The organism is Streptococcus mitis (assembly GCF_000722695.1).
Lineage (GTDB): Bacteria > Bacillota > Bacilli > Lactobacillales > Streptococcaceae > Streptococcus > Streptococcus mitis_O.
In genome coordinates, this window is the sequence record NZ_JPFU01000013.1 from 551,219 (window position 1) to 576,687 (window position 25,469).

Consider the following 25,469-nt stretch of genomic DNA (forward strand, 5'->3'; position numbering starts at 1 on the left):
TCGGATTTAGTCAATCCCGATTTTAGCTCGAACCACATCTGCGATGGTATCAACATAGTAGTCCACTTCTTCTGTTGTAGGCGCTTCTGCCATAACACGCAAGAGGGGCTCTGTTCCACTTGGACGAACAAGGATACGGCCATTGCCTGCCATTTCTTCTTCCATCTTCTCGATAATAGCCTTGATAGCTGGCACTTCCATAGCCTTTTCCTTCATGGCATTTTCCACTCGGATATTGACTAATTTTTGTGGATAGATGGTTACTTCTGCTGCCAACTCTGACAAGCTCTTACCAGTTTCCTTCATGATTTTAGTCAATTGGACGGCAGACAATTGACCATCACCTGTGGTATTGTAATCCATCAAGATGACGTGACCAGACTGTTCACCACCAAGGTTGTAGCCTGATTTTCTCATTTCTTCAACAACGTAGCGGTCACCAACTGCAGTGACTGCCTTGTTAATACCTTCGCGGTCCAAGGCCTTGTGGAAACCAAGGTTAGACATCACAGTCGTCACAATTGTATTTTGAGCCAATTGTCCTTTTTCAGAAAGATATTTTCCGATGATGTACATAATCTTGTCACCATCAACGATGTCGCCATTTTCATCAACAGCAATCAAACGGTCACTGTCTCCATCAAAGGCCAAACCAATTGCTGACCCGCTTTCTTTAACCACTTCTTGAAGGGCTTCTGGGTGTGTAGAACCAACATTATAGTTGATGTTAAGACCGTCTGGTGTTTCCCCGATAACCGTCAACTGAGCTCCAAGGTCTGCAAAAATCTGACGGGCACTTGTAGACGCTGCACCATTGGCTGTGTCCAAGGCAACCTTCATTCCTTCAAGAGGAGTTCCAGTTGAAACCAGATAGCTTTCATACTTACGCAAGCCTTCTGGATAATCTACCAAGGTTCCCAAGCCTTCAGCACTTGGACGAGGAAGAGTATCTTCCGCAGCATCTAGCAAGACTTCAATTTCTGCTTCTTTTTCGTCGTCTAGTTTGAAGCCATCACCGCCAAAGAACTTAATTCCATTATCAAGGGCTGGGTTATGGCTAGCAGAAATCATGACACCTGCACTTGCTCCTTCAGTTTTGACCAAGTAAGCTACTGCTGGTGTTGCCAGAACGCCTAGTTTATATACGTGAATACCAACTGAAAGAAGACCAGCTACCAAGGCAGATTCTAGCATTTCTCCTGAAATACGTGTATCACGTCCTACAAAGACTTTCGGTGCTCCCGTTTCATGTTGACTGAGAACATAACCTCCAAAACGTCCTAGTTTAAAAGCCAATTCTGGCGTTAATTCTACGTTAGCTTCTCCACGGACTCCATCAGTCCCAAAATATTTACCCATTTTTATAAAATCCTTTTTCTATTTTTAATTCGTTTTTGAACTAGTTGCTTTCGTTGACGAAGATGTCTCCGACGAGCTGCTTGTGCTTGAACTTGGTGCTACTGGTTTTGTAGTGACCTTCATTGTTGTGTCAAATGGAGTAATCACTACTGGTAAGACAACCCCATTGCGGTCGATTGCCTGCAAAGGTACCGAACCACTATAGTTACCTGTAATCCGTTCGCTGGTTGGTAAAAGCGCAATAACTTTGTCAATCTTCGCTAATGTTTCCTGGTCAGTTGTGACCGAAACGCGTTCATTTGACACGGTTACACTATCAATTTGTAGCTTGGGATCAATCTGGCTTTGGTCAACTTGTGGCACAACAAGCATCCCATCTCTCTTAACCTTCTTCCCAACTTTCACTGTAATCTTTTGAGGCGTTGCCACAGCGGTCAATCCACTTGGAAGATTTTCAATGTTCAAGGGAACTTCAATCGTTCCAACACTAGCATCTGTCAAATCCGCTGTAACCTTAAACTTACGAGTACTTTCCTGCATTTCGCTCGCCAAAGTCACACGATTGGCACCTGTCAGCACAACTGAAACTTCTGAAGCAAAACCACTAATAAAGTATTGACTATTATCATAATGAATGTCTATAGGAACATTTGCTACCGTATTGGTGTAGGTTTCCGATTTGACCTGCCTTACAGTATTATTATTTTGAAAATTGGTCGATGTTGCATAGATAAATAAGACACAAGCAAAAAAGAGAGATGAAATAATATATAGACTATTTTTTCTCATTTTTCCAACCTCCTAGCAAACGGTCCTTGAAACTGACTTTTTCCTCAACAGCTGGCAAAAGAATTGTTCGTAGCTCTGCTTCAAATTCTTCAATCGTCAAATCATGCTTGAAAACCCCATTGTAGGTAATAGAAATACCACCTGTTTCCTCTGAAACGATGAAGGTCAAGGCATCCGACACTTCTGATAAACCAATAGCAGCCCGGTGTCTGGTCCCAAATTCCTTGGAAATCCCTGTCCTTTCTGTTAAAGGCAGATAGGCAGAAGTCACCGCAATCCGATTTTCTCTGATAATTACAGCACCATCATGTAGGGGAGTGTTAGGAATAAAAATATTGATGAGGAGTTCTGCCGAAATTTTGGCATCCAAGGGAATTCCTGTCGCAATGTATTCTTGCAAGGTGCGAACTCGTTGGATGGCAACCAGGGCACCAATCTTACGAGGGCTCATATATTCAACTGACTTGACAAAGGCACGAATCATTTGCTCTTCTGCACTAATTTGACTAGTAGAAAAGAAATCTGTCGCCCTTCCCAAACGTTCCAAACCAGTCCGAATCTCTGGAGAGAAGATAACAACCGCAGCAATAACCCCATAGGTGATAATCTGATTAATCAACCAAGAAATCGTTGTTAAACCAAGGATATTGGCTACAACCTGGGCTAATACAAAAATCACGACCCCACGCACCAAAATCATAATCTTAGTACCAGCTATCGCTTTTGTAAAACGATATAAAACATAGGCCACAATCAAAATATCAAACAAATTGATGGCAATACTCCAAGGACTAGAAAACAAGCTAGTCCAATATTGCAGATTGGATAATTGTTGAAAGTTCATCTGCTGTCTCCTCTCTGTCCAAACACGTTCCTTTCTATTATACCATTTTTTCTGACATTTTTTCCCCTATCCTACTTCATTTTAAATTAAAGAAAAAATATGATAAAATAAACTGATACTCAATGAAAATCAAAGAGCAAACTAGGAAGCTAGCCGCAGGTTGCTCAAAACACTGTTTTGAGGTTCCAGATATAGCTGACGTGGTTTGAAGAGATTTTCAAAGAGTATGACTAGAAAAAACAAAGGAGAAACCATGTCTCAACTCTATGATATTACCATTGTAGGTGGTGGTCCAGTCGGGCTTTTTGCGGCCTTTTATGCCCACCTACGTCAAGCCAAGGTCCAAATCATCGACTCTCTTCCCCAGCTAGGTGGACAACCTGCTATTCTCTATCCTGAAAAGGAAATCCTAGACGTCCCAGGTTTCCCAAACCTGACTGGAGAAGAGTTGACTAAGCGCTTGATTGAACAGCTAAACAGCTTTGATACCCCTATTCATCTCAATGAAACAGTTCTTGAAATTGAAAAACAAGATCAAGGCTTTGTCATCACAACTTCTAAAGGAAGTCACCTGACTAAAACAGTTATCATTGCTATGGGTGGAGGTGCCTTCAAACCACGTCCGCTGGAACTTGAAGGGGTTGAGGGCTATGAAAATATCCACTACCACGTTTCCAACATTCAGCAATACGCTGGTAAGAAAGTAACGATTCTTGGTGGAGGAGACTCAGCTGTGGATTGGGCTTTGGCTTTTGAAAAAATCGCACCAACTACCCTTGTTCACCGCAGAGATAATTTCCGTGCCTTGGAACACAGTGTCCAAGCTTTGCAAGAATCATCTGTAACTATCAAGACACCATTCGTCCCTAGCCAACTCCTTGGAGATGGAAAAACGCTCGATAAACTTGAAATCACAAAAGTCAAATCTGATGAAACCGAAACGATTGACTTAGATCACCTCTTTGTCAACTATGGCTTCAAATCTTCTGTCGGTAACCTTAAAAACTGGGGCCTTGACCTCAACCGCCACAAGATTATCGTCAACAGCAAACAAGAATCTAGCCAAGCTGGAATCTACGCTATCGGTGACTGTTGCTACTATGACGGAAAAATTGACTTGATTGCGACAGGACTTGGAGAAGCACCAACCGCTGTTAACAACGCCATCAACTATATCGACCCTGAGCAAAAAGTACAACCAAAACACTCTACTAGTTTATAAAAAAGAACCACGAGTCACATAGGATTCGTGGTTTTATAGTTCATCTACAATCTTGTTAGCTCATATCTTTCCCTTTTTTAGCAAAAATAAAAATGCCTATCAAACTGATAAAACATGTGATATAATAAGAACGGCACTAACAATACGCCTTGGAAAAGGAGGTATTACAGATGCTAGAACTTCTCAAAATAGTGCTTATCGCAGTCATCGAGAGTATCATCTCATGGCTGGTGACTCGTTGGTTAGACGATCACTTCGACAAGTAACCTTCCTGGTTAGTGCTATCTAACCCAGAAAAAATCCCCTCGGTATTGCAGTACCGAGGGGATTTCTGTTAGCACTAAAATGCTAGAACTTCTCAATTCCCCTTTATTATCTCACATACTCTATTCAATTGTCAAGAAACAGGTTGATATTTTATAAGTTAGCGATATCAAGCCATCAGAAAAATAGAATAAACCAATCACACTGATAATTCAAGGGAGAATATCTTTATAGTTCATCGGCTAATTTATTTATCTTTCTGAGTCTGTGGTTGACACCACTTTTGGTCAGAGGTGTGCTGAGACTATCTGCTAACTGCTGGATAGAGTAGTCTGGATGCTGAATCCGCAACTGCGCTACCTCCTGCAAATCCATTGGCAGATTTTCTAAACCCATGATATCTTTGATTTTACTGATATTGTTGATGGTCTTCATGCTGGCAGAAACTGTCCGAGCGATATTAGCTGTCTCGGCATTATTGGCCCGATTGAGGTCATTACGAGTTTCTCGCAAAATCTTTACTCGCTCAAAATCATCACGCGCCTGCATAGCTCCGATGACTATCAAGAAGTCCATAATATCTTCGGCACGCTGGAGATAGGTAACAGCTCCCTTCTTGCGCTCAAGCACCTTGGCATCCAGTAAAAACTGCTGAAGAAGAGAGGCAAGCCCTTGCGCGTGATCCAGATAAACAGAACTGATTTCCAACTGGTACTTACCTGATTCAGGGTCACGAATGCTGCCATTTGCCAAGAAAGCACCACAGAGATAGGCACGGCCTGCTTCCTCGTCTGATAAAATCGCCCCATCAATACCTGTTTCCAGACCAAAGAAGGAGTCGGCCAAGTGCAAATCACTCAATAAATCCTGCACCTTTTCATCAGTAAAGACAGTATAGACCCGATTCTTGCGAAGATTGCTCCGTTGGTGGTGGCGAATTTCTGATTTGATTTCATAGAAATGAAGAAAGGACTCATAGAGGTGACGAGCCAGCTTGGCATTTTCTGTCACGACGGACAAGGTCAAGCCCGAAGTCGAGAGACCGATGCTACCAGACATCTTGATAATGGCAGATAATTCATGCCGGCTTAGATGGTGCTGACCTAGAATTTCTTCTTTTACTGCTACTGTGAAACTCATTTTCTCACCTGTATAATCCGCATCAACTCATCCACGAGCAAATCCCCATCGTGGAAGGCACCACCATTTTCCAGACGGAGGAAGTTGGATGAAATCACGCGCGGAACTTGCTTACAAAGACCAGCAAAATCATGTTCCACCTGCACCAAGTATTCATCAAACCGGTTGGAATTCATGTATTCCTGAGGTACTTTTTCAATATTCACCAAGACAGTATCGATAAAAGGTCGGCCAAGATGACGATGCAAGACTTCCACGTGATCACTATCTGTAAAGTGTTCTGTCTCCCCACGTTGGGTCATAATATTGCAGACATAGGCAATTTCTGCCTTGGTTTCCAAAAGCGCCTGCCCGATTTCTTTAATCACGATATTAGGTAAAATCGAGGTAAAGAGTGAACCAGGTCCAAGGACAATCATGTCACTTTCAAGAATGGTCTGCACCACTCGACGGCTAGCCAGAGGCGTATCATCGTTGAGAGTATTGGTCACATAAACATGGTCAATCATGCCTGGATGGTCTGCAATATGGCTCTCTCCAGCCACTTCTGTCCCATCCTGAAAGACTGCATGCAGGGTCAAAGGATGGTCGCTGGAAGGATAAATTTTCCCTGTTGTATGGAAAAATTTACTCAGTAACTGCATGGCATTATAGGTCGAACCCTGCATTTCTGACAGACCAGCAATGATGAGATTGCCCAATGGATGGCCAGCAAAGGCTCCTGCATCTTCAGAAAAGCGATACTGAAAGACTTTCTCATAAAACTTAGGCATATCCGACATAGCTACAAGGACATTGCGGAGATCGCCTGGTGGTGTCAACTGCTGCATATTTTTTCGGAGTTCACCTGATGAACCACCATCATCTGCCACCGTTACGATAGCAGCGATTTCCACATCTTTTTCACGCAGGCTTTTTAGAATGACGGGGATCCCAGTCCCTCCACCAATCACCGTTATCTTTGGTTTTCTCATGAACGGTTTACCGTTTCCTTTCTTCGGTCTTTGTCACGATGTCCTTCATTGACAGGCCAAGTCTTGGATAAGTCCTGCGCCAAGCGTTTAGCAAAGGCCACACTACGGTGTTGCCCACCCGTACAACCCATGGCAATGGTTAAAACTGACTTACCTTCCTTTTGGTAACTTGGCAGAATAGGCTCAATTAAGGCCAACAAATGTTGATAAAATTCTTCTGACTCAGGATGGTTCATGACATAATCATAAACAGGTTCATCCACACCCGTTTGGTTTCTCAATTCTGGAAGGTAATATGGATTTGGCAAAAAGCGCACATCAAAGACTAGGTCCGCATCAATCGGGATTCCATATTTAAAGCCAAAAGACATGACTTCGATACGGAAAGACTGGGCTTGCTCTTGATCTGAAAACTGCTCTGCAATGCTTTTACGCAGCTCACGCGGAGTGAGTTCAGTCGTATCCACCACATTTTGGCTCATATTTTTTAAAGGTGCCAAGAGCTCGCGCTCTAGCTTGATTCCGTCTAAAATCCGTCCGTCTGCTGCTAGTGGGTGACTCCGTCTGGTTTCCTTGTAACGAGCGACCAATTCCTTATCAGCTGCATCCAAAAAGAGGATTTTAAAGTCCAGTTCTTCCTTGTTCTCCAACTCATCCAAAACAGCTTGAATCTCTGAAAAGAAAGAACGACTACGCATATCCACCACCAAGGCCAACTTATGGTCATCTTCCTTTGTTTCCACCAACTGCAAAAACTTAGGCAAGAGAGCTGGAGGCATATTATCAATAGTGAAATAACCTAGATCCTCAAAAGACTGAATGGCCACGGTTTTCCCTGCACCACTCATCCCTGTCACAATCACCAAGTGAAGTTGTTTCTTTGTCATCTTTTTCTCCTTATATCAAAAGAAGTTTGGCAGAACCAAACTTCAACTAGCTTATCCAATCTCTGCGATGACTTCGATTTCGACTTTGACATCACGAGGAAGACGAGCTACCTCTACTGCTGAACGAGCTGGAAATTCCTCTTTAAAGGCCGTTTGGTAAACCTCGTTAAAAGGAACAAAGTCGTTCATATCGCTCAAGAAGCAAGTTGTTTTGACAACATGGTCAAAGTCTGTTCCTGCTTCTGCCAAAATAGCACCAATATTTTTCAAGACTTGTTCTGTCTGTTCTTGGATCGTTTCTCCAACGATTTCCCCAGTTTCAGGAGAGAGAGGAACTTGACCACTAGCAAACAAAAGGTTGCCTACGATTTTTCCTTGAACATATGGTCCGATAGCCTTTGGAGCCTTATCAGTATGAATTGTTTTTGCCATTTTCTTTTCCTCACAATTTTTCTAAGATTGCATCCCAAGCCTCATCCATCCCTGCCTTGCTGACAGATGAAAAGAGGATGAAGTCATCACTTGGGTCAAAGTTTAATTTCTTTTTGATTGCTGATTCGTGCTTGTTCCATTTACCACGAGGAATCTTGTCCGCCTTGGTCGCAACGATGATAACCGGAATCTCGTAATACTTGAGAAATTCGTACATCTGCACATCATCTACTGACGGGTCATGACGAAGGTCAACTAGACTGACTACCGCACGAAGATTTTCCCGAGTCGTTAGGTACTCCTCAATCATGCGCCCCCACTTTTCACGTTCCTTTTTAGAAACACGGGCATAGCCATAACCAGGCACATCCACAAAGCGCATCTTGTCATCGATATTAAAGAAGTTGAGAAGCTGGGTTTTACCAGGTTTTCCTGATGTACGAGCGAGATTCTTGCGATTGAGCATGGTGTTGATAAAGCTGGACTTACCAACATTTGAACGCCCTGCTAAGGCAATCTCTGGTAGTTCATCCTGCGGATAGTGGGATTTATTGGCCGCACTGAGCAAGATTTCAGCATTGTGTGTATTAAGTTCCATAGTCACCTCTAGGCTGTCTCTAGGATTGGTTTATCCGTTCCATCGACAGCTTCTTTAGTGATGCGGACCAATTTCACATTTTCCTGACTCGGTACTTCAAACATAACATCTAACATGGTTTCTTCGATGATAGAGCGAAGACCACGCGCACCAGTTTTGCGTTCGATGGCTTTATTGGCAATCTCTTGAAGGGCTTCGTCGTCAAATTCCAACTCGACATCATCATAAGAAAGTAAGGTTTGATATTGTTTCACCAAAGCATTTCTTGGCTCTTTCAAGATGCGAACCAAATCATCTACTGTCAACTGTTCAAGAGCAGCAAAAACAGGCAAGCGTCCAATCAACTCTGGGATAATACCAAATTTTTGAATATCTTCTGCGATGATTTCTTGCATGTAGGAGCTATTTTCGTCAATCGCCTTGTTGTTTTGACCAAAGCCGATAACCTTTTCACCCAGACGTTGTTTGACGATTTCTTCAATACCATCAAAGGCACCACCCACGATGAAGAGGATATTTTTGGTATCCACTTGAATCATCTCTTGTTGTGGATGTTTACGTCCACCTTGAGGCGGTACGCTGGCAACAGTTCCCTCGATAATCTTGAGAAGGGCTTGTTGCACCCCTTCACCAGAAACGTCACGTGTGATAGATACATTCTCGCTTTTCTTAGCAATCTTGTCAATTTCATCCACGTAGATAATCCCGCGCTCTGCACGTTCGATGTTAAAGTCAGCAGCCTGCAAGAGTTTGAGGAGAATATTTTCCACATCCTCACCTACATAACCAGCCTCAGTAAGAGCTGTTGCATCCGCAATCGCAAAAGGTACATTCAAGCTCTTAGCCAAGGTCTGAGCAAGGAAAGTTTTCCCTGAACCAGTTGGGCCAATCATCAAGATGTTTGACTTCTGCAAATCCACATCTTCTGACTCTTCACGCGTATCGTGGAAATTGATGCGTTTGTAATGGTTATATACTGCTACTGCCAAGGCACGTTTGGCACGATCTTGACCGATAACATAGTGGTTCAAGATATGGAGGAGTTCAATTGGTTTTGGAACTTCAGACAAGTCTGCCAAGACTTCTTCCGCCAACTCTTCCCGAATGATTTCCTGGGCTAACTCCACGCATTCATTACAGATAAAAGCGTTATTGCCAGCGATTATTTTTTGTACTTCTTCTTGGCTTTTGCCACAAAATGAGCAATAAACCATCATATCATTATTCCTAGTTGTAGGCATGATTTCCTTCCGTTCTATTCTATACTATCATTCTATCTAAAATAAGGTCATGTAAAAAGCATGGATACTATTGACCAAATTGGTAAAGGCATTTAACAAGAGCAGGACAGAAAGTCCATAACGCTTTTTACGAAAGGCCTGTGCTCCTGCAAGCAAGCAGACCAAACACAGCATGGCTGTGAAAAAACCAAATATACTACGCTCCATTAGACTTCCTTTCTCTTGCGGTATTGGATGGTAAAATCATAAGGATTTTTCTCATCTTTAGTATAGGATTTGCTTGAAACTGTCTCAAAAAGGGACAAGTCAAACTCTTCAGGGAAATAGGTATCTCCCTCCACCCGAGCATGGATTTGAGTGACAATTACTTCATCCAAATAGGGTTCAAAAGCCTGAAAAATCTGCTTCCCACCAATAATATAGAGATTCTTGTCTTGACCCTGATACCAGTCCAAGACAGACTGGACATCATGAAAAGTAGCAACTCCGTCTAGCTTTTCTTCCGAATTACGTGTCAAAATCAAGGTCTCCCGTTTTGGAAGCAGACGACGTCCCATTCCATCAAAGGTCACACGCCCCATCAAGATAGCATGATTCAGAGTTGTTTCTTTAAAGTGTTGCAATTCTGCTGGTAAATGCCAAGGCAGACGATTGTCCTTACCAATCACACCCTCTTCATCCTGGGCCCAAATAGCTACGATTTTCTTAGTCATGCTTCCATCCTTTTTACTGATAGTACTATTTTATCAAAAAACTCAAAAAAAGACTGGTTTGGGATAGCTTACAAGATAGAAAAAATCTGTAAGAAAATTCCTACAGATTTATATATGTTGATATTATTTCTTACAAACCAGGTGCTTGTCCAAGTTCTGCTGCAAGCATCCAGATTGTTTTGTCCGTTTCAGTTTTAGCATCTGCAAAGATACCGTTCGTCACATCGTCACCTTCTTCATCAGTAACATCCAAACCTTTTTGGAAAAGTTCTGACAAGTAACGGTAGATAACAAGAACACGTTCCAAGCTTTCTTCAACATTTCGGTATTCACCAGCTTCTTCTTCGATTTCACTGTTTTGAAGGAACTCTGTCAATGTAGAGAATGGGCTTCCACCAAGTGTAATCAAACGTTCGCTGATTTCATCCAATTGACCATCAAGAGCATCCATGTACTCATCCATTTTTGGATGCCATACAAGGAAACCACGACCACGCATGTACCAGTGCACTTGGTGCAAGGCAACGTGAGCTACATACAAATCAGCAACAGCTTGGTTCAAGACTTCCTTTGTTTTTGCCAATGCTACTGGTGCTGCTTTTGTTAATGATGTTACGTCTTTTACTGCTTCTTTTTTCAATTCTACCATTGTTTTTACCTCATTCATTATTTTTTGTAACCACTGCTTAATGATTACTACCTTAGTATACTACTAAAAAAACCAATAGCAAGCCAAAAGACTCACATGAGAAAAGTTGCAATAGACTGATAATTTAAGAATTATTTAGAGATTTTTTGATTAAATTTCATACCCCTTCGCTTCAGTAAAACAAAGAAAAAGAGGATGCAAATTTCTTGCACACTCCTTTCTCAACTTTATATCTTAATACCAAACGCTGACGTCGACACGACCACGAATTCCTTTTAAGTATTCAGATGAAGTATATTGCCATCCTTTTTCTCCCGAATAATGAGGATTATTCCAATCAAGCGCATCTGTATAGGCTGCAACCCAGTTGACATGTTGTAAAATATCTGGATGATTCAAACGAGTTTGCAAGAGTTGACGATAGCTATAAACTTTCACATTTTGATAACCAGCCTGCTTCATTGTTGCCATATACTTATTGATAATCTTGACCCAGGTTCCAGTATCACTTGGAGCTCTCTTTGTTTTATTGACATATTCCCAGTTCTCAACATCATAGTAGATAGGATATGACAAGTTCATATTGTATTTTTTCAAGAGTTCAATAGTCTGATTGGCATCATTCTCAGCATCAGTTTCATTTTCAGCATAAGTATAGAGGTAAACCCCATAAGGAATTCCAAGACGGTTTAACTCCTTGATATTATAAGCCAATTCCTTATCCTCAGTTCCACTATAACCCAAACGAACAATGACTCCATCTACTCCATTATCATCAATGACTTTTTTCCAGTCACTGATACGACCATTGTGCTCACTGACATCAATAACTTTTTTTACTTGATCAGTCCCAACTTGTTCTTCACGATGGTTAAAGAAATAACGTCTGCCATTTCGGTGAACCCAGCCAACATTCAGGTCTTTCTTTTCTTTTAACTCACCTGAGTCAGAAAAAATATAGCGAGCATCATTCATGACTAATTCACCAGTCGCCATAGCACCACTTTCTGTCAAATAGTAGTTACCCTGCCACTCATCTTTAGCCATGTAACCCCACTTCTTGAAATAGTACCACTTTCCGTCTACCTTTTGCCACTCTTGATTAGCATAAGAGCCATCAGACTTGAGATAGAAGTAAGACGAATAGGCTGGATCATAGAGCCATTCATTTTGCATCATGGCACCTTGAGCATTTAGGAAATAACTTCCCTGCCATTGGCTTTTAGCCATATAGCCCCATTTCTTAAAATAGTACCATTTACCTCCAACAGAGTGCCATTCTTGATTAGCATAAGAGCCATCAGACTTCAGGTAAAACCAATTCTTGTAGGCATTATCATAAACCCATTCATTTTTGACCATATAACCACCTGATTTCAGGTAGTAATTGCCCTGCCACTCGTTTTGAGCATAACGTCCGTCTGACTTAATATAAAACCAAGCCTTATAGTAGTTATCAAAAATCCACTCACTCTTGGCTTTGGAACCATCAGCCTTTACATAATAATCCCCATCCCAGTGGGCAGAAGCATTGGTCTTTACTCCTTCGCTCGTTTGAGTTTTATTAGAAGACTGATTTTGCTCTGAACTACTTGAAACTGTCCTTGTATCCTGCGAAGTTTTTGAAGCTTCAGTTTCATTTGCAGCGACATGATTAATTGACAAGCCGAGTAAACAGATACTTGCTAATCCAATTTTTCCAATCTTTGTTTTCAATCTTTCCTCTCCTATAAAAAATGGAACAAGCATTCGAATGCTGTTCCACCTAGCTTTTGCTACTGATTATTTTACAAAGTCAAGCAAAGCCAAGAAGCTTTCTGCTTCAAGTGACGCACCACCTACAAGGGCACCGTCAACGTCTGGGCAAGCCATGTATGAAGCAACGTTTTCAGGTTTAACAGAACCACCGTATTGAACACGAACTTTGTCCGCAACTTCTTGACCAAAGTCAGCAGCTACAACGTCACGAACAACTTTACACATTTTTTGTGCGTCGTCTTGTGAAGCTGATTTACCAGTACCGATAGCCCAGATTGGCTCATAAGCGATAACTGATGCAGCAACTTGTTCAGCTGTCAAACCAGCCAATGCAGCAGATACTTGAGCACCTACAAATTCAGCTGCTTTACCAGCTTCGTAAGTTTCAAGTGACTCACCACAACAGATGATTGGAAGCATACCGTTTGCAAAGATTGCTTTTGCTTTTTTGTTGATATCTTCGTCAGTTTCATGGAAGTAGTCACGGCGTTCTGAGTGACCGATAACAACGTAGTCAGTACCGATTTCTTTCAAAACTTGTGGGCTTGTTTCACCAGTGAAAGCACCTGCATTTTCAAAGTAGCAGTTTTGAGCAGCAACTTTAAGGTTTGAGCCTTTTGCAGCTACAAGAACAGTTGTCAAATCAAGAGCTGGAGCTGCGATGCCTGCTTCAACAAGATCTGATGAAGGAAGTTTTGATGCAACTGCTTCAACAAATGCTTTAGCTTCTTCTGGATTTTTGTTCATTTTCCAGTTACCAGCGATAAATGGTTTACGTGACATTTCACATACCTCTTTTTTCAATTTATTTTCTATTTATTTTATCACAATTATACACAGCTTGCAAATCTTACTAGAATTTCAAGCCTGCTGACATGTATTAATCCTTCCAACGTAACTTCTCAAAGTAACTTCCACTTGACTTGCCGAAGTGGAAATTAGTCTAAAACGGATTTTTATGGTGGAATTAAGTGTGAGACGTTTGAGTTAGAAATGAGGCTCACTATGACAAAACATAAACACCTTACCCTTTCAGACCGTAATGATATCCAATTAGGCTTAGAGCGCGGTGAAACCTTCAAAGCTATTGGACAATCCATTCTAAAAGACCCGACCACTGTCTCCAAAGAAGTCAAACGAAACAGACAAGTCCGAGAGTCTACGTGTGATAACCTTCCCTGCCCTTTACTCGATAAGGCTCCCTTTGTCTGTAATGGATGTCCTAAAAGAAGACAAAATTGTGGATTTAAAAAAATTTTCTACCTTGCTAAACAAGCTCAAAAACAATACGAACAAACTCTTGTTGAGGCTCGTGAAGGCACTCCCCTTAATTCTAAGACCTTCTGGGACATGGACAAAGTCATTTCTGATGGTGTTAAAAAGGGACAACACATCTATCATATCCTCAAAACTCACAATCTTGATGTCAGCTCCTCAACTGTCTATCGACATATCCGAAAAGGATACCTATCTATCGCTCCGATTGATCTTGCCAGAGCCGTTAAATTCAAAGAAAGACGGAAAAGTAAACTACCTTCCATCCCTAAAGAAGCTAAAAAAGGCCGTTCCTATGAGGATTTCCAAAACTATTTAGTCCTTAATCAACTAGACTCTTGGCTGGAAATGGACACAGTTCTGGGCAGGATGGGAGGTAAAGTCCTACTTACCTTCAACCTGTCTTTCTGTAACTTTATCTTCGCTAGGCTTCTGGATAATAAAACTGCCCTTGAGGTTACCAAACACCTCTATGCCATCAAGAACACTCTTCACCAAGCTGACAAAGATTTCTTCCAACTCTTTCCTGTCATTCTTACCGATAATGGTGGAGAGTTTGCCAGGGTTGATGATATCGAAATGGATGTGCGAGGAGAGAGTAAACTCTTCTTTTGTGACCCTAATCGCTCTGACCAGAAAGGGAGAATTGAGAAAAATCACACGCTGATTCGTGACATTCTACCTAAGGGAACTTCTTTTGACAACTTAACTCAAGAGGACATCAATCTCGTCTGCTCTCATGTCAACAGCGTCAAACGGGCTGCTTTGAATGGAAAGTCAGCCTATGAACTCTTTGCCTTTACTTATGGAGAAGAGATTCCTAAGCTTCTCGGCATTTCTAAAATACCTGCAGAAGACGTCTGTCAGTCTTCAAAATTACTCCAACATAAAATCTAAAAACTAATCTTCAACCCCATTCAAACGTCTCACACTAACTTCCACCATAGCGGAACTTAATCTGAAACGCTTTCAGATGAGAGGATTTTGTGCGCTCTTTTTTTCGATTCAGTTTGGTTACAAAAGCAATAAAATCAAGCATGATTAAAACCAGTGGAACTTACCCTGACACGGATTTCCACTGGTTTTTAGAATTTTTATCAGACTAACTTCCACTTGGATTAGCGGTGGAACTTAGTTTGGGAATTTACCTTAATCCTTCCAAAGATCCATGGCATTTCTGAAATCTGCAGATACTTGTGTCGACTGAGGATTGCTTGCTTCTCTCTCTGCTCGCTTAGCCTCGATTTGAGCCACACCTTTGATACCTTCATGGCGCCAGTTTCTCAAAATAGCCTGAATGTACTTCCAGTTTGGTTTCCCATTCAAAACAGCTTCACGAAGAGCTTCCTTAATCAAGTCAGCACTGGTTCCATCTTCCTTTAGTGTCTTGGTCAAATCCTCAATTTCAAAAGGAGTCAATAAGCGCCCCAACTCCTGCTGGAAAGTTTCCACCAAATCCTTAAGCTGGTTTTGAGGTGTCAGCTGGACTGAACTTGAATGAGCAACTCCAAGCAAGTCATCCAAACGTTCCAAGGCTAGACTAGCATCAAAAAGCAATTCAATTTCGCCATTCAATTCGATCGTTCGATACTGAAGGAGTCCTCTCTCCGTCAGATTGGAAATGGCCTGATTGACATCCGAAATTTCCTTGCCAATCCTTTCAGCAATCTGGCTTGGCGACATTTCATCCAAACCTGTCGTATTTTGCAAATAGAAAAATTGCCAGACCAGAAAATCGTCGCTAGAAGGAAAGAGTTCCTTAAAATGCAAGAGCAGGGCACTCGGTAAAACCAAGTTCCCTGATTTAAAAGCGTCTAAATATGTCATAATTCCTCTTATAAATACCCAAAAGCAGATGCATCATCTTGAATTTTTCTCCAGTCAAAAGGGGTTTCCTGATAGACTGCATAGTTTACCCAGTTACTGAAAAAGAGGGCTGCTGATGAAGACCAACAAAGACAAGGTGTCTGATTGACATCATCATCCTTAAAGTAATTTTCTGGAATATGTGGGTCTAAACCTGCATCACGATCCCTAAAATACTCTTTTGCCAAGGTATCACGGTCATACTCCAAATGCCCAAAACTATAAATTTCTCGTAAATCACGACTGGCCAAAATCGAAACCCCAACCTGAGGACCTTCTGATAAAATCTCGAGATTGGTTTTGTTTAAGATCTCATCCTTAGAAATCTCCGTGTGCCGTGAATGAGGGGATACATAGCTATCGTCAAAGCCTCTAAAAAGAAGATGACCTTCCTTTAAGGTGTCCTGAGGATAGATACCCGATAACTTACTGTCCATCTGGTATTTTTCCACTCCATAGCGCAGATAAAGCCCCGCCTGAGCACCCCAACAGATATGAAGAGTCGAATAGACATGGTTCTTAGACCACTCAAGCACCCGACTGAATTCCTCCCAATAGTCCACTTCCTCAAATGGTAAATGCTCAACTGGAGCACCCGTGATGATCATCCCATCAAAATACTCATCCTTGACTTCTGGGAAGGTTTTATAAAATGTCTCCATGTGTTCTGAACGAGTTGTTTTAGAACGATGGCTCTCCATATAGAGAAAATCAATGTCCAGTTGTAGGGGTGTATTGGCCAAATGGCGCAATAACTGAGTCTCTGTCACCATTTTCTGTGGCATAAGATTTAAGATTAAAATCTTCAAGGGACGGATATCTTGGTGGGCCGCACGTTGATCATCCATGACAAAGATATTCTCTGTCCGTAAAATCTCAACAGCTGGTAATTTTTTATCAATTCGAATCGGCATAACCCTCTCCTAACTGTACTCTTTCAGGAATAATTACTTGTGTTTGAAACTAAAACTCAAACACTTGTTCCCTTTATTATACTGTAAGAAGATATAGTTTTCAATTATAGTTTTTCTCTAACTAGCTATAGTCTATTTTTATATCCTAATGTAGAGAAAACAGCCCTAGGGACTGTTTTTCATTAATAATGCATGAGAACTTTGTAATCGTAGTCACCGATTTTTTCACGGCCGTTCAATTCATCCAATTCAACAAGGAAGGCACAACCTGCTACAACACCACCAAGTTTTTCAATCATCTCAATAGTTGCCTTAACAGTTCCACCTGTTGCCAAGAGGTCATCTACGATAAGAACACGTTGACCTGGCTTGATGGCATCTGCGTGCATTGTCAAGGTATCAACACCGTACTCTTTTTCATAGTCCGCAGAAATAACTTCGCGTGGCAATTTACCTGGCTTACGAACAGGCGCAAAACCAATTCCCAACTCAAAAGCGACTGGACAGCCCACAATAAAGCCACGAGCCTCAGGTCCTACAATCATATCGATTTTCTTGTCAGTAGCATATTGAACGATTTCACGAACAGCGTAGCTATAAGCATTCCCATCAGCCATCAAAGGACTGATATCACGGAAGGTAATCCCTTCCTTTGGATAATTTTCAATTGTTGCAATGTAATCTTTTAAATTCATCTTTTTCTTTCTTTCAAAGTTTTTTACTCTCTATTATAGCATATTTTTTAAGAAAGAAAAAAGGAAAAGTTAACTTCAATAATTATCTAACGATTTGATGATTTATAACTAGCCATGGCAATAAAGCCCAGTTTCTGTTTATTCTTAGCAAACATTTTATACATCGTTAAAAACTGCTTTCTATTCTCCTTTTTACAAGCATTTATACAAATTCTCAAAGTTCCTAGCCAACCTTCGTCATAAATCATACCTGATAATTTCATTAAGGTCATTTCACCAGTCAATACTTTCACATCACGATAACCTGATTCTATCATCACCTGTTCCCAACCATCTTGAGTTAAAGGACCTACATTTACATGAATTGCTTGTGACAATTCCTGTCTGACAGACTCTCTAGCTTCCTTAAGAAGCACATCATGTGTCAAGAGAAGACCTCCAGGTTTTAAAACCCTTAGATACTCCATTACACATTTTTTCTTAGCTTGATCGGCTTGCATAGTCAGCATAGCTTCATTTATAACAATATCAAAACTAGCATCTTCATAAGGAAGTTTCATTGCATTTGCTCTTTCAAACCTGATCAAATGACCAACACCTGCCGTTGCAGCAGATTTTTTAGCCACTTCTAAAGCTTGTCCATCCATATCAACAGCAGTTATCTTACAACCAAAACGCTGTGCCAACTCAATTGCTGTAGTTCCCCTATTACACGCAACCTCTAGTATTCTCTTTTCTTTTGAAAATCCTCCTTCCGCAATTAACCAATCTGTAGCACGTTTTCCACCTGGACGTAAGCGTTTTTTCCCCAATTTTGCTAAAAACTTATGACCTGCTTCTGACATTTGAACACCTCTGTTTTTTTCTTCATTATAACATAAAATGATATTATCTGACAATTCTAATCTATTATTTGATAAACTAGAATCAAAAGCACACAAGCTGCCATGACTGGAGCATAAATCTATTAATCACCTCTCTAGTTCAAATTCAACTCCTCCCATCATTTACACGTATGGATTACGACTATTTTTTGTACTTTGGAATTGCCCTCATCTTCATCCGCTGTATGAACCTTCACCTTCCTATTCGTAGAGGCACGATTTCGCTATCCCTTCCTCTGCCGATTCTTATTTCCAGCGTCAGACTTGAGAATCGCTAACAGGTTCACTAATAGATGGCCCCAAAGAGGAGTTGTACCTCAGATGAACGGAATGGACGTGTACCTAAAAAACGAGCACTTTCGTACTCGTTTTCTCTGTATAAACTACTGATTAAAGTGAGTTTACGTCAACTTTGATACCAACACCTTGAGTAGTTGTGATAGTCAAGTTTGTTACGTAAGTTCCTTTAGCTGTAGCTGGTTTTGCTTTTTGGATTGTTTCGTTGAAAGCTTTGAAGTTTTCAACCAATTTTTCAGCTTCAAATGATACTTTACCGATGATTGCTTGAACGTTACCTGCACGGTCAGCACGGTAAGTGATTTTACCACCTTTAGACTCTTCAACTGCTTTAGCAACATCCATTGTTACAGTACCAGTTTTAGGGTTTGGCATCAAGTTACGTGGTCCAAGGACACGTCCAAGACGTCCAACAAGAGCCATCATGTCAGGTGTGGCGATAACTACGTCGAAGTCCAACCAACCATCGTTGATTTTAGCAACAAGGTCATCTTCACCAACAAAGTCTGCACCAGCAGCTTTTGCTTCTTCAGCTTTTGCACCACGTGCGAAAACAAGAACGCGTGAAGTTTTACCAGTACCGTTTGGCAATACCATTGCTCCACGGATTTGTTGGTCAGCTTTTTTAACATCGATGTTCAAGTTGTAAGCAACTTCTACAGTTGCGTCAAATTTTGCAAAGTTAGTTTCTTTTGCAAGTGCTACAGCTTCTTCTACGCTGTATGCTTTTGTGCTGTCGATTTTCTCAAGAGCAGCACGAAGTTGTTTGCTTTTTTTAGCCATTTTCTATTCTCCTTGTAAGTGGTTCAATCGATTTTCATCTCCCACGTCACTCCTCGAAATGATGAAGTCTTGCGGGTTTTCAGTCTATTAGATTCTTTTCCTACGTCGTTAAGTTCCCTTGCTGTACCCAAGTACAAGCATCAGTCACTTGCCTAGTATGAAAAGCAACTAATAGACTGCTGTGAGATTTTCTACTGTGTTATTAATTAGTCAACAACAGTGAATCCCATAGAACGAGCAGTACCTTCGATCATACGCATTGCAGACTCTACGTTTGCTGCGTTCAAATCTGGCATCTTAGTTTCTGCAATTTCTTGTACTTGTGCACGAGTAACTGTAGCAACTTTAGTTTTGTTAGGTGTACCTGATCCTTTTTCAACACCTGCAGCTTTTTTCAAAAGAACAGCAGCTGGTGGTGTTTTAGTGATGAAAGTAAATGATTTATCTTCGTAAACTGAGATAACAACTGGAATGATCATACCAGCTTGGTCAGCTGTACGAGCGTTGAACTCTTTTGTGAATCCCATGATGTTGATACCAGCTTGACCAAGAGCAGGTCCAACCGGTGGAGCTGGTGTAGCTTTACCAGCAGGGATTTGCAATTTTACAAGTTTTTCGACTTTTTTAGCCATTTTTAAATCCTCCTTTGTGGTTTTGGCGGTAATTAAAGATTTTTACCTCCCACAAGTATGCTTTACACATACTCATCTATTATACACTATTTATCTATAATTGCAAGAGAAAAGTTTATTTTTTATACTCAATGAAAATCAAAGAGCAAACTAGGAAACAAGCCGCAGGTTGCTCAAAATACAGTTTTGAGGTTGTAGATGGAACTGACGTAGTCAGCTCAAAACACTGTTTTGAGGTTGTGGATAGAACTGACGAAGTCAGTAACCATACCTACGGTAAGGCGACGCTGACGTGGTTTGAAGAGATTTTCGAAGAGTATTAATCGACGTAATCTCCGCCTTCAAATCCATAGTATTCTTCCAAACTGAGACCACTCTCAGCAATTTCTTTGGCTTCTTTTCCGACATAACGAAGGTGCCATTCCTCAGCCATATAGCCTGTTTCCTTTTCCTTACCTTTGAGATAACGGACAACAAAGCCATAATCAGCAGCATGATCCAAGAGCCATTGGGCTGCTTTTTCTTCTGTCACCAATTCTCCATTTGTGCTAATCACATCAAAGGCCAAACCTGTTTGGTGTTCGCTATAGCCAGGACGGGCAGAGTATCGGTCAGCTGCAGCCTTCCCATCTTGATTGACATAATCTTGATAGAGCTTGGTCTGAGTTTCATAACTTCTAAAACCACTATAATGGTCACTGATTGGGAATCCTGCCTCTTGCATAGCTTTGATGAGTTTGAGCAACTCTGCCTTGGCTGTTGGGTTTTCCCCTGGATTGTAGTCTTTTGACAAAGGATAGTGCTTATTGGCTACGATGATTTCATCGTATTTCCCTTGTATACTGTAGTAGTCCCCTTTGTTGACCACTTCTGCTTTTTTCTGGGCAGCTCCTTGAGACTTACTTCCGACTGTTTCATCAGTTTTGGCTGTTTGTTCTGTCTTAGCTACTCCATCTTCATTTTTTGCTTTTTCTTGTGAACAAGCTGCTAGACTCAAGGCTAGCAAGGCTGTCAAGACAAGGTATCTTTTTTTCATTTCTACTCCTTTATTTCTAATAGTTTATCTAGTTCTGATGATAAACGTTTGACTAATCTTTTAATCTCATCCGGTTTTGTTTGGCAGGTTTCTGCTGTCATTTCTTCAAAGGGAACCCACCAGACTGGTCCACGTCCCTTGAGACCGTGACCATTCATATCACCTCTTCGTCTAGGAAACAAATGCCAATGAAGATGGGCATCACCATTTCCTAGCAGTTCGATATTCATTTTCTCAGCAGCAAAGGCCTTAGCAACTGCCTCTTGAAGCACACTCATTTCTTCTAGAAAACGAAGTTTCATTTCCTTTTCTAAATGGTGCAACTCGGTGACATGTTCTTTGGCTAAAAAGAGGCTATAGCCTGCAAAATACTGGTGATCTCCAATGACCACATAGCCTGTTTCCAACTCTCTTACAAAGTAAGGATTTTCCCCAGCTTTGATGAGGTCAATTCTCTGGCAAATTAGGCACATATTAGTCTACCAATGCGCTTTTAAGATAGGCATCAACCATACGCTCCGTTGCAACCACCGAGTCAATATGGGTACGCTCATAAGAATGGCTAGACTCGATACCAGCACCAAGAAGGGCATGTTTAACCTCTGCCCCTGCAGACATGGCTGCTGAAGCGTCCGAACCATAAAATGGATAGATATCCAGCTTAAATGGAATATCTTGTGCTTTCGCCAAAGCGACCAAATGTTGACGGAAGTCATAGTGATAAGGCCCTGAAGCATCCTTGACACAGATAGACACTGTGTATTCGTCTGTCTGCTGGTCATCGCCCATGGCTCCCATATCCACAGCCAGATATTCTACTACCTGAGCAGGGATATTAGAGTTTGCACCGTGTCCCACTTCTTCGAAGACTGAAAAAGCAAAATGGGTTGTTACAGGCAATTCAATCTTCTCTTCCTTATAGATACGAAGCAGGTTAAGCAAAATCGCTGCACTGACCTTATCGTCCAAATGACGAGACTTGATAAAACCTGTCTCTGTCACGACAGTTCGTGGGTCAAAGCTGATAAAATCACCGACCTCGATCCCCAAGGCACGAGTTGCTTTTCCATTTGTTACTTTGGCGTCCAAACGCACTTCCATATTGTCCTGCGTGCGTTCTGCAGTTCCTGCATCCTTGTAGACATGGCAAGAAGTTTGGTGGATAAGGATGGTTCCTGATATCTTTTGACCTGTGCTAGCTACGTGAACGGTACAGTTTTCTCCTTCAATCATGTTCCAAGGAAAACCACCAATACGATCCATTTTGAGACGACCGTCTGGTTTGACAGCACGGACAATGGCACCAAGCGTATCCACATGGGCAGTCACATAGCGTTGTTGCTCATCATTTTGACCTTTAATGGTTACATTGACACCGCCCTTTGCTGTGCGAATCGACTGGTAACCAAAACCTTCTAAAGTTTTGACTAAATAGTCCGAAATCTCACGAGTAAAACCCGTTGGCGACGCAATGGCTGTCAGTTCTTTGATATATTCTACTGTTTGATTCATTTCTTCACCTCTTTTGCTACCTATTATAACACATTTATCATCGGATAAAAAAAGAAAATCACTCCTGTAGACTTAGCTACAAAAGTGATTTCAGTGATTAATCCATTTCAAAAACATCGCTTTCTTGCTTGTTTGGTAAAACTAATGAGAGCAAGATTCCGACAATAGCTGGCACCAACCATGGAAGAGATGCCTTAGCAAAAGGAAGAGCGTTAACAAGGTTTGCAAGAAACTCAACCTTAAATGAGCTTCCTAGTACGCTTGCAATGGCAATAGCTGTAACCACAGCAATTGTCAACTGCATACCTGGTTTTGAAAGGGCAACAAATTTGTTGACAATGACAATCATAACGATAGCAATCGTGATTGGGTACAAGATAACCAGTACTGGAATGGAGTACTTGATAATTGCACTCAAACCAAGATTTGCAATGGCAAATCCAATCAAGGTAAAGACTGTTGCATAAACCTTGTAGCTGATTTGTGGGAAACGTCCGTTAAAGAACTCAGCTGTTGACACAATCAAACCAACAGTTGTTGTGAAGCAGGTTACGGTAACCATAGCTGCAAGGAAGAGTTGAGCTGTTGAGCCAAAAATTTCTTGAGTGGCTTGTGACAAGATGTAAACACCTGGCGTTCCACCCTTCATCGCTTCAGCTGGTACTGGGAAATGATTTCCAAGGAAACCTAAACCGATGTAAAGAGCGCTGAAGGCAAGGGCAACAACGATACCAACAACCCAAATAGTCGAAATGTATTCTTTCTTACTTGAAAATCCAAGTTGTTTCAAGGTTTGAACTGCGATTACACTAAAGGCAACAGAAGCAAGAGCATCCAAGGTATTGTAACCTTCAAGGAAACCTGTACCAAAGGCAGAAGCTTGATAAGCAGCTGACGCAGCTTGAGGACTTGTTCCACCATATTTGATAGCTCCTAGAACAACCAAGATAACAATCAAAATCGCAAAAACTGGTGTTAAAACACGGCCGATACGGTCCAAAATTTTTGATGGATTAAGCGAAATTAAATAGGCTGCCGCAAAGTAAAGAAGAGTGAAGACAATCAAACCTAGACCTTTATTCGCATCCGACAGAAGGGGGCTAATCCCTACCTCGTAAGCTGTTGTAGCTGTACGTGGGATGGCAAAGAATGGGCCGATTGACAAGTAAAGAACTGAGAGGTAAAGAGTCGCAAACCAAGGCGCTATCTTTGTTGAAATCTCGTAAATATATCCTTTAGGATTGAGCGTTCCAATAATAAGAGTCAAGACGGCGATACCGACACCTGAAAAGACAAAACCTGCAATGGCAGGAAGAAAATGTTCTCCAGATAGAGCACCTAGAGAAGGCGGAAAAATCAAGTTCCCCGCACCAAAAAATATTCCAAACAGGAGCAAACCTGTTAGGGCACCTTTTTTAGCCATGAAAATCTCCTTCATATTTATAAAATACTGACTTAGTATACCATGATTAGGAGTCTGAAAAAAGCATCACGAAGTAAAATGTTAAATGTTTTTAAGATTCTAAAAAGTATGAATTATCTAAAAATAAAACTCTCCTACCTAGACAAAACCAAGTAGGAGAAAATTCTTACGTTTACAGTTCTTCAAAGGCCAACATGCCACCCTGAACATTGATAACCTCATAACCTTGTTCAGCTAGAAATTGACAAGCATGCGCTGATCTAACCCCAGCTTTACAAATGACATAATGCAACTGGTCCTTGTCCAACTGAACATAGCTATCAGCCAATTGACTAAGCGGTAGGTTGTGGGCACCTTCTAAATGAAGATCTTCAAACTCATCTACTTCTCTCACATCCACTAGAGAAAGTTGGTCGTTTTGGTAAAGCTGGTAAAATGCGTCAAAGGAAATTTCTTTCATTCTTTTTCTCCTAATACTCTTCGAAAATCTCTTCAAACCACGTCAGCGTCGCCTTACCGTGCGTATATGTAACTGACTTCGTCAGTTTTATCTGCAACCTCAAAGCAGTGCTTTGAGCTGACTTCGTCAGTTCTATCCATAACCTCAAAGCTGTACTTTGAGCAGCCTGCGGCTAGCTTCCTAGTTTGCTCTTTGATTTTCATTGACTATAAAATGGTTTTAATTCTTTTTTTCAAGTCTGGCACCACTTCTGTCTCAAACCAAGGATTTTTGGCCATCCAGATTTGATTTCGTGGTGAAGGGTGAACTAGTGGAAAATAGGTTGGCAAGTAGTTCTGGTAATGTCTTACTCGTTCTGTCACCTTGCCACTGACTTTCTCCTGTAAATAGTAGGCTTGGGCATATTGCCCAATCAAGAGGGTCAACTGAATATCGGGCAATTCTCGCAAGAGCTGCGGATGCCATTTTTCTGCAAAACCTTTACGAGGTGGAAGATCACCCGACTTGCCATGTCCTGGAAAGTAGAAATCCATAGGTAAAACAGCAAAATAACCTGAATTGTAAAAGGTATCTTCATCCACACCTAGCCAATCCCGCAAACGGTCACCACTCTTATCTTTCCAGTAAAGGCCTGCTTCTTGAGTTTTAAGTCCAGGTGCCTGACCGATGATATTGATGCGAGCAGTCTTTGGCGCTGCAAAGAGAGGCTCAATACCACGCTCTGTATAGCTGGCATTCTGTGGATCTAACATAATAGCCTGCTTGATTCTTTCAATTTGAGACATCTGTTTTCCCTCCAAAAAGAAGTCCAAGCATACAATC

General features: G+C 41.4%; 29 protein-coding genes. 3 read left to right on the forward strand and 26 right to left on the reverse strand.

The genetic code is table 11. The features are described from left to right. Window positions 1-6: 6 nt before the first annotated feature. From glmM to cdaA, 3 genes are read right to left on the reverse strand one after another with little or no spacing between them, the layout of a single operon-like run. Window positions 7-1,359 (reverse strand): phosphoglucosamine mutase, encoded by a 1,353-nt coding sequence (gene glmM / locus SK629_RS07865; protein ID WP_042901347.1) that lies wholly within the window; start codon window positions 1,357-1,359, stop codon window positions 7-9. Between the two features lie 24 nt (window positions 1,360-1,383). Next, window positions 1,384-2,148, reverse strand: a complete 765-nt coding sequence (locus tag SK629_RS07870; RefSeq protein ID WP_042901348.1) for a YbbR-like domain-containing protein — start codon at window positions 2,146-2,148, stop codon at window positions 1,384-1,386. Then, complete coding sequence (gene cdaA / locus SK629_RS07875) at window positions 2,135-2,992, reverse strand: diadenylate cyclase CdaA (protein ID WP_042901349.1); 858 nt, start codon at window positions 2,990-2,992, stop codon at window positions 2,135-2,137. The genes SK629_RS07870 and cdaA overlap by 14 nt, the downstream gene beginning before the upstream one ends. Window positions 2,993-3,245: 253 nt before the next feature. Here cdaA and SK629_RS07885 point away from each other — a divergent pair, with 253 nt between their 5' ends. Next, the gene (locus SK629_RS07885) at window positions 3,246-4,214 is read left to right on the forward strand and encodes an NAD(P)/FAD-dependent oxidoreductase (RefSeq protein WP_042901351.1); all 969 of its coding nucleotides are present in this window, start codon (window positions 3,246-3,248) and stop codon (window positions 4,212-4,214) included. 492 nt (window positions 4,215-4,706) lie between these two features. Here SK629_RS07885 and whiA read toward each other — a convergent pair whose 3' ends face one another. From whiA to tpiA, 11 genes are all read right to left on the reverse strand, one after another. Continuing rightward, on the reverse strand, window positions 4,707-5,618 hold the full coding sequence (gene whiA, locus SK629_RS07890) for a DNA-binding protein WhiA (RefSeq protein WP_042901352.1): 912 nt from the start codon (window positions 5,616-5,618) through the stop codon (window positions 4,707-4,709). Beyond that, window positions 5,615-6,592 (reverse strand): YvcK family protein, encoded by a 978-nt coding sequence (locus tag SK629_RS07895; protein ID WP_042901353.1) that lies wholly within the window; start codon window positions 6,590-6,592, stop codon window positions 5,615-5,617. The genes whiA and SK629_RS07895 overlap by 4 nt, the downstream gene beginning before the upstream one ends. Further along, the gene (rapZ, locus tag SK629_RS07900) at window positions 6,589-7,479 is read right to left on the reverse strand and encodes an RNase adapter RapZ (protein WP_042901354.1); all 891 of its coding nucleotides are present in this window, start codon (window positions 7,477-7,479) and stop codon (window positions 6,589-6,591) included. Before rapZ ends, SK629_RS07895 begins: the two co-directional genes overlap by 4 nt. 51 nt (window positions 7,480-7,530) lie before the next feature. Then, window positions 7,531-7,911 (reverse strand): RidA family protein, encoded by a 381-nt coding sequence (locus SK629_RS07905; RefSeq protein WP_001140420.1) that lies wholly within the window; start codon window positions 7,909-7,911, stop codon window positions 7,531-7,533. Window positions 7,912-7,921: 10 nt separating this feature from the next. After that, the gene (gene yihA, locus SK629_RS07910) at window positions 7,922-8,509 is read right to left on the reverse strand and encodes a ribosome biogenesis GTP-binding protein YihA/YsxC (RefSeq protein WP_042901355.1); all 588 of its coding nucleotides are present in this window, start codon (window positions 8,507-8,509) and stop codon (window positions 7,922-7,924) included. An 8-nt stretch (window positions 8,510-8,517) separates the two neighbouring features. Further along, the gene (gene clpX, locus SK629_RS07915; protein WP_025169664.1) at window positions 8,518-9,750 is read right to left on the reverse strand and encodes an ATP-dependent Clp protease ATP-binding subunit ClpX; all 1,233 of its coding nucleotides are present in this window, start codon (window positions 9,748-9,750) and stop codon (window positions 8,518-8,520) included. 36 nt (window positions 9,751-9,786) lie between these two features. After that, complete coding sequence (locus SK629_RS07920) at window positions 9,787-9,957, reverse strand: hypothetical protein (RefSeq protein ID WP_042901356.1); 171 nt, start codon at window positions 9,955-9,957, stop codon at window positions 9,787-9,789. Continuing rightward, complete coding sequence (locus SK629_RS07925; RefSeq protein ID WP_042901357.1) at window positions 9,957-10,463, reverse strand: dihydrofolate reductase; 507 nt, start codon at window positions 10,461-10,463, stop codon at window positions 9,957-9,959. Before SK629_RS07925 ends, SK629_RS07920 begins: the two co-directional genes overlap by 1 nt. 130 nt (window positions 10,464-10,593) lie before the next feature. Then, entirely contained in the window at window positions 10,594-11,112 is a 519-nt protein-coding gene (locus tag SK629_RS07930) for a Dps family protein (RefSeq protein WP_042901358.1), read from the reverse strand. A gap of 234 nt (window positions 11,113-11,346) precedes the next feature. Then, a complete protein-coding gene (gene lytC, locus SK629_RS07935; protein ID WP_080710261.1) occupies window positions 11,347-12,861 on the reverse strand; it encodes a choline binding-anchored murein hydrolase LytC in 1,515 nt (504 codons plus the stop codon). Between the two features lie 33 nt (window positions 12,862-12,894). Further along, window positions 12,895-13,653, reverse strand: a complete 759-nt coding sequence (tpiA, locus tag SK629_RS07940; protein ID WP_042901359.1) for a triose-phosphate isomerase — start codon at window positions 13,651-13,653, stop codon at window positions 12,895-12,897. Between the two features lie 222 nt (window positions 13,654-13,875). Here tpiA and SK629_RS07945 point away from each other — a divergent pair, with 222 nt between their 5' ends. Next, on the forward strand, window positions 13,876-15,042 hold the full coding sequence (locus tag SK629_RS07945) for an IS30 family transposase (protein ID WP_042901360.1): 1,167 nt from the start codon (window positions 13,876-13,878) through the stop codon (window positions 15,040-15,042). A gap of 252 nt (window positions 15,043-15,294) precedes the next feature. Here SK629_RS07945 and SK629_RS07950 read toward each other — a convergent pair whose 3' ends face one another. The 6 genes from SK629_RS07950 to rplK form a co-directional block, all read right to left on the reverse strand. Further along, a complete protein-coding gene (locus SK629_RS07950; protein WP_042901361.1) occupies window positions 15,295-15,972 on the reverse strand; it encodes a DnaD domain-containing protein in 678 nt (225 codons plus the stop codon). A gap of 8 nt (window positions 15,973-15,980) precedes the next feature. Then, window positions 15,981-16,925: a homoserine O-acetyltransferase MetA gene (gene metA / locus SK629_RS07955; RefSeq protein ID WP_042901362.1), complete on the reverse strand. Its 945-nt coding sequence runs from the start codon at window positions 16,923-16,925 to the stop codon at window positions 15,981-15,983. Window positions 16,926-17,107: 182 nt separating this feature from the next. Beyond that, a complete protein-coding gene (locus tag SK629_RS07960) occupies window positions 17,108-17,620 on the reverse strand; it encodes an adenine phosphoribosyltransferase (protein WP_001049318.1) in 513 nt (170 codons plus the stop codon). 86 nt (window positions 17,621-17,706) lie between these two features. Then, the gene (locus SK629_RS07965; RefSeq protein ID WP_042901363.1) at window positions 17,707-18,465 is read right to left on the reverse strand and encodes a class I SAM-dependent methyltransferase; all 759 of its coding nucleotides are present in this window, start codon (window positions 18,463-18,465) and stop codon (window positions 17,707-17,709) included. Window positions 18,466-18,894: 429 nt separating this feature from the next. Continuing rightward, on the reverse strand, window positions 18,895-19,584 hold the full coding sequence (gene rplA, locus SK629_RS07970) for a 50S ribosomal protein L1 (RefSeq protein ID WP_001085675.1): 690 nt from the start codon (window positions 19,582-19,584) through the stop codon (window positions 18,895-18,897). A 206-nt stretch (window positions 19,585-19,790) separates the two neighbouring features. Next, window positions 19,791-20,216 carry a 50S ribosomal protein L11 gene (rplK, locus tag SK629_RS07975; protein ID WP_001085807.1) on the reverse strand — a complete coding sequence of 142 codons (426 nt, stop codon included), beginning with the start codon at window positions 20,214-20,216 and terminating at the stop codon, window positions 19,791-19,793. 131 nt (window positions 20,217-20,347) lie between these two features. Between rplK and SK629_RS12685 the strand changes: the two genes are divergently transcribed. Then, window positions 20,348-20,539 carry a hypothetical protein gene (locus SK629_RS12685; protein ID WP_042901364.1) on the forward strand — a complete coding sequence of 64 codons (192 nt, stop codon included), beginning with the start codon at window positions 20,348-20,350 and terminating at the stop codon, window positions 20,537-20,539. On the opposite strand, the gene ldcB is transcribed toward SK629_RS12685, so the two are convergent. The 6 genes from ldcB to SK629_RS08015 form a co-directional block, all read right to left on the reverse strand. Further along, window positions 20,536-21,252: an LD-carboxypeptidase LdcB/DacB gene (gene ldcB / locus SK629_RS07985; RefSeq protein WP_042901365.1), complete on the reverse strand. Its 717-nt coding sequence runs from the start codon at window positions 21,250-21,252 to the stop codon at window positions 20,536-20,538. The genes SK629_RS12685 and ldcB overlap by 4 nt on opposite strands. Before the next feature lie 2 nt (window positions 21,253-21,254). Further along, complete coding sequence (locus SK629_RS07990) at window positions 21,255-21,725, reverse strand: HIT family protein (protein WP_042901366.1); 471 nt, start codon at window positions 21,723-21,725, stop codon at window positions 21,255-21,257. Between the two features lies 1 nt (window position 21,726). Further along, complete coding sequence (locus tag SK629_RS07995) at window positions 21,727-22,764, reverse strand: M42 family metallopeptidase (protein WP_042901367.1); 1,038 nt, start codon at window positions 22,762-22,764, stop codon at window positions 21,727-21,729. 97 nt (window positions 22,765-22,861) lie between these two features. Continuing rightward, window positions 22,862-24,187 carry a branched-chain amino acid transport system II carrier protein gene (brnQ, locus tag SK629_RS08000; protein ID WP_042901368.1) on the reverse strand — a complete coding sequence of 442 codons (1,326 nt, stop codon included), beginning with the start codon at window positions 24,185-24,187 and terminating at the stop codon, window positions 22,862-22,864. Between the two features lie 172 nt (window positions 24,188-24,359). Then, entirely contained in the window at window positions 24,360-24,647 is a 288-nt protein-coding gene (locus SK629_RS08005; protein WP_042901369.1) for a rhodanese-like domain-containing protein, read from the reverse strand. A 206-nt stretch (window positions 24,648-24,853) separates the two neighbouring features. Continuing rightward, window positions 24,854-25,432 carry a uracil-DNA glycosylase family protein gene (locus SK629_RS08015; protein ID WP_042901370.1) on the reverse strand — a complete coding sequence of 193 codons (579 nt, stop codon included), beginning with the start codon at window positions 25,430-25,432 and terminating at the stop codon, window positions 24,854-24,856. Between the last annotated feature and the right edge of the window lie 37 nt (window positions 25,433-25,469).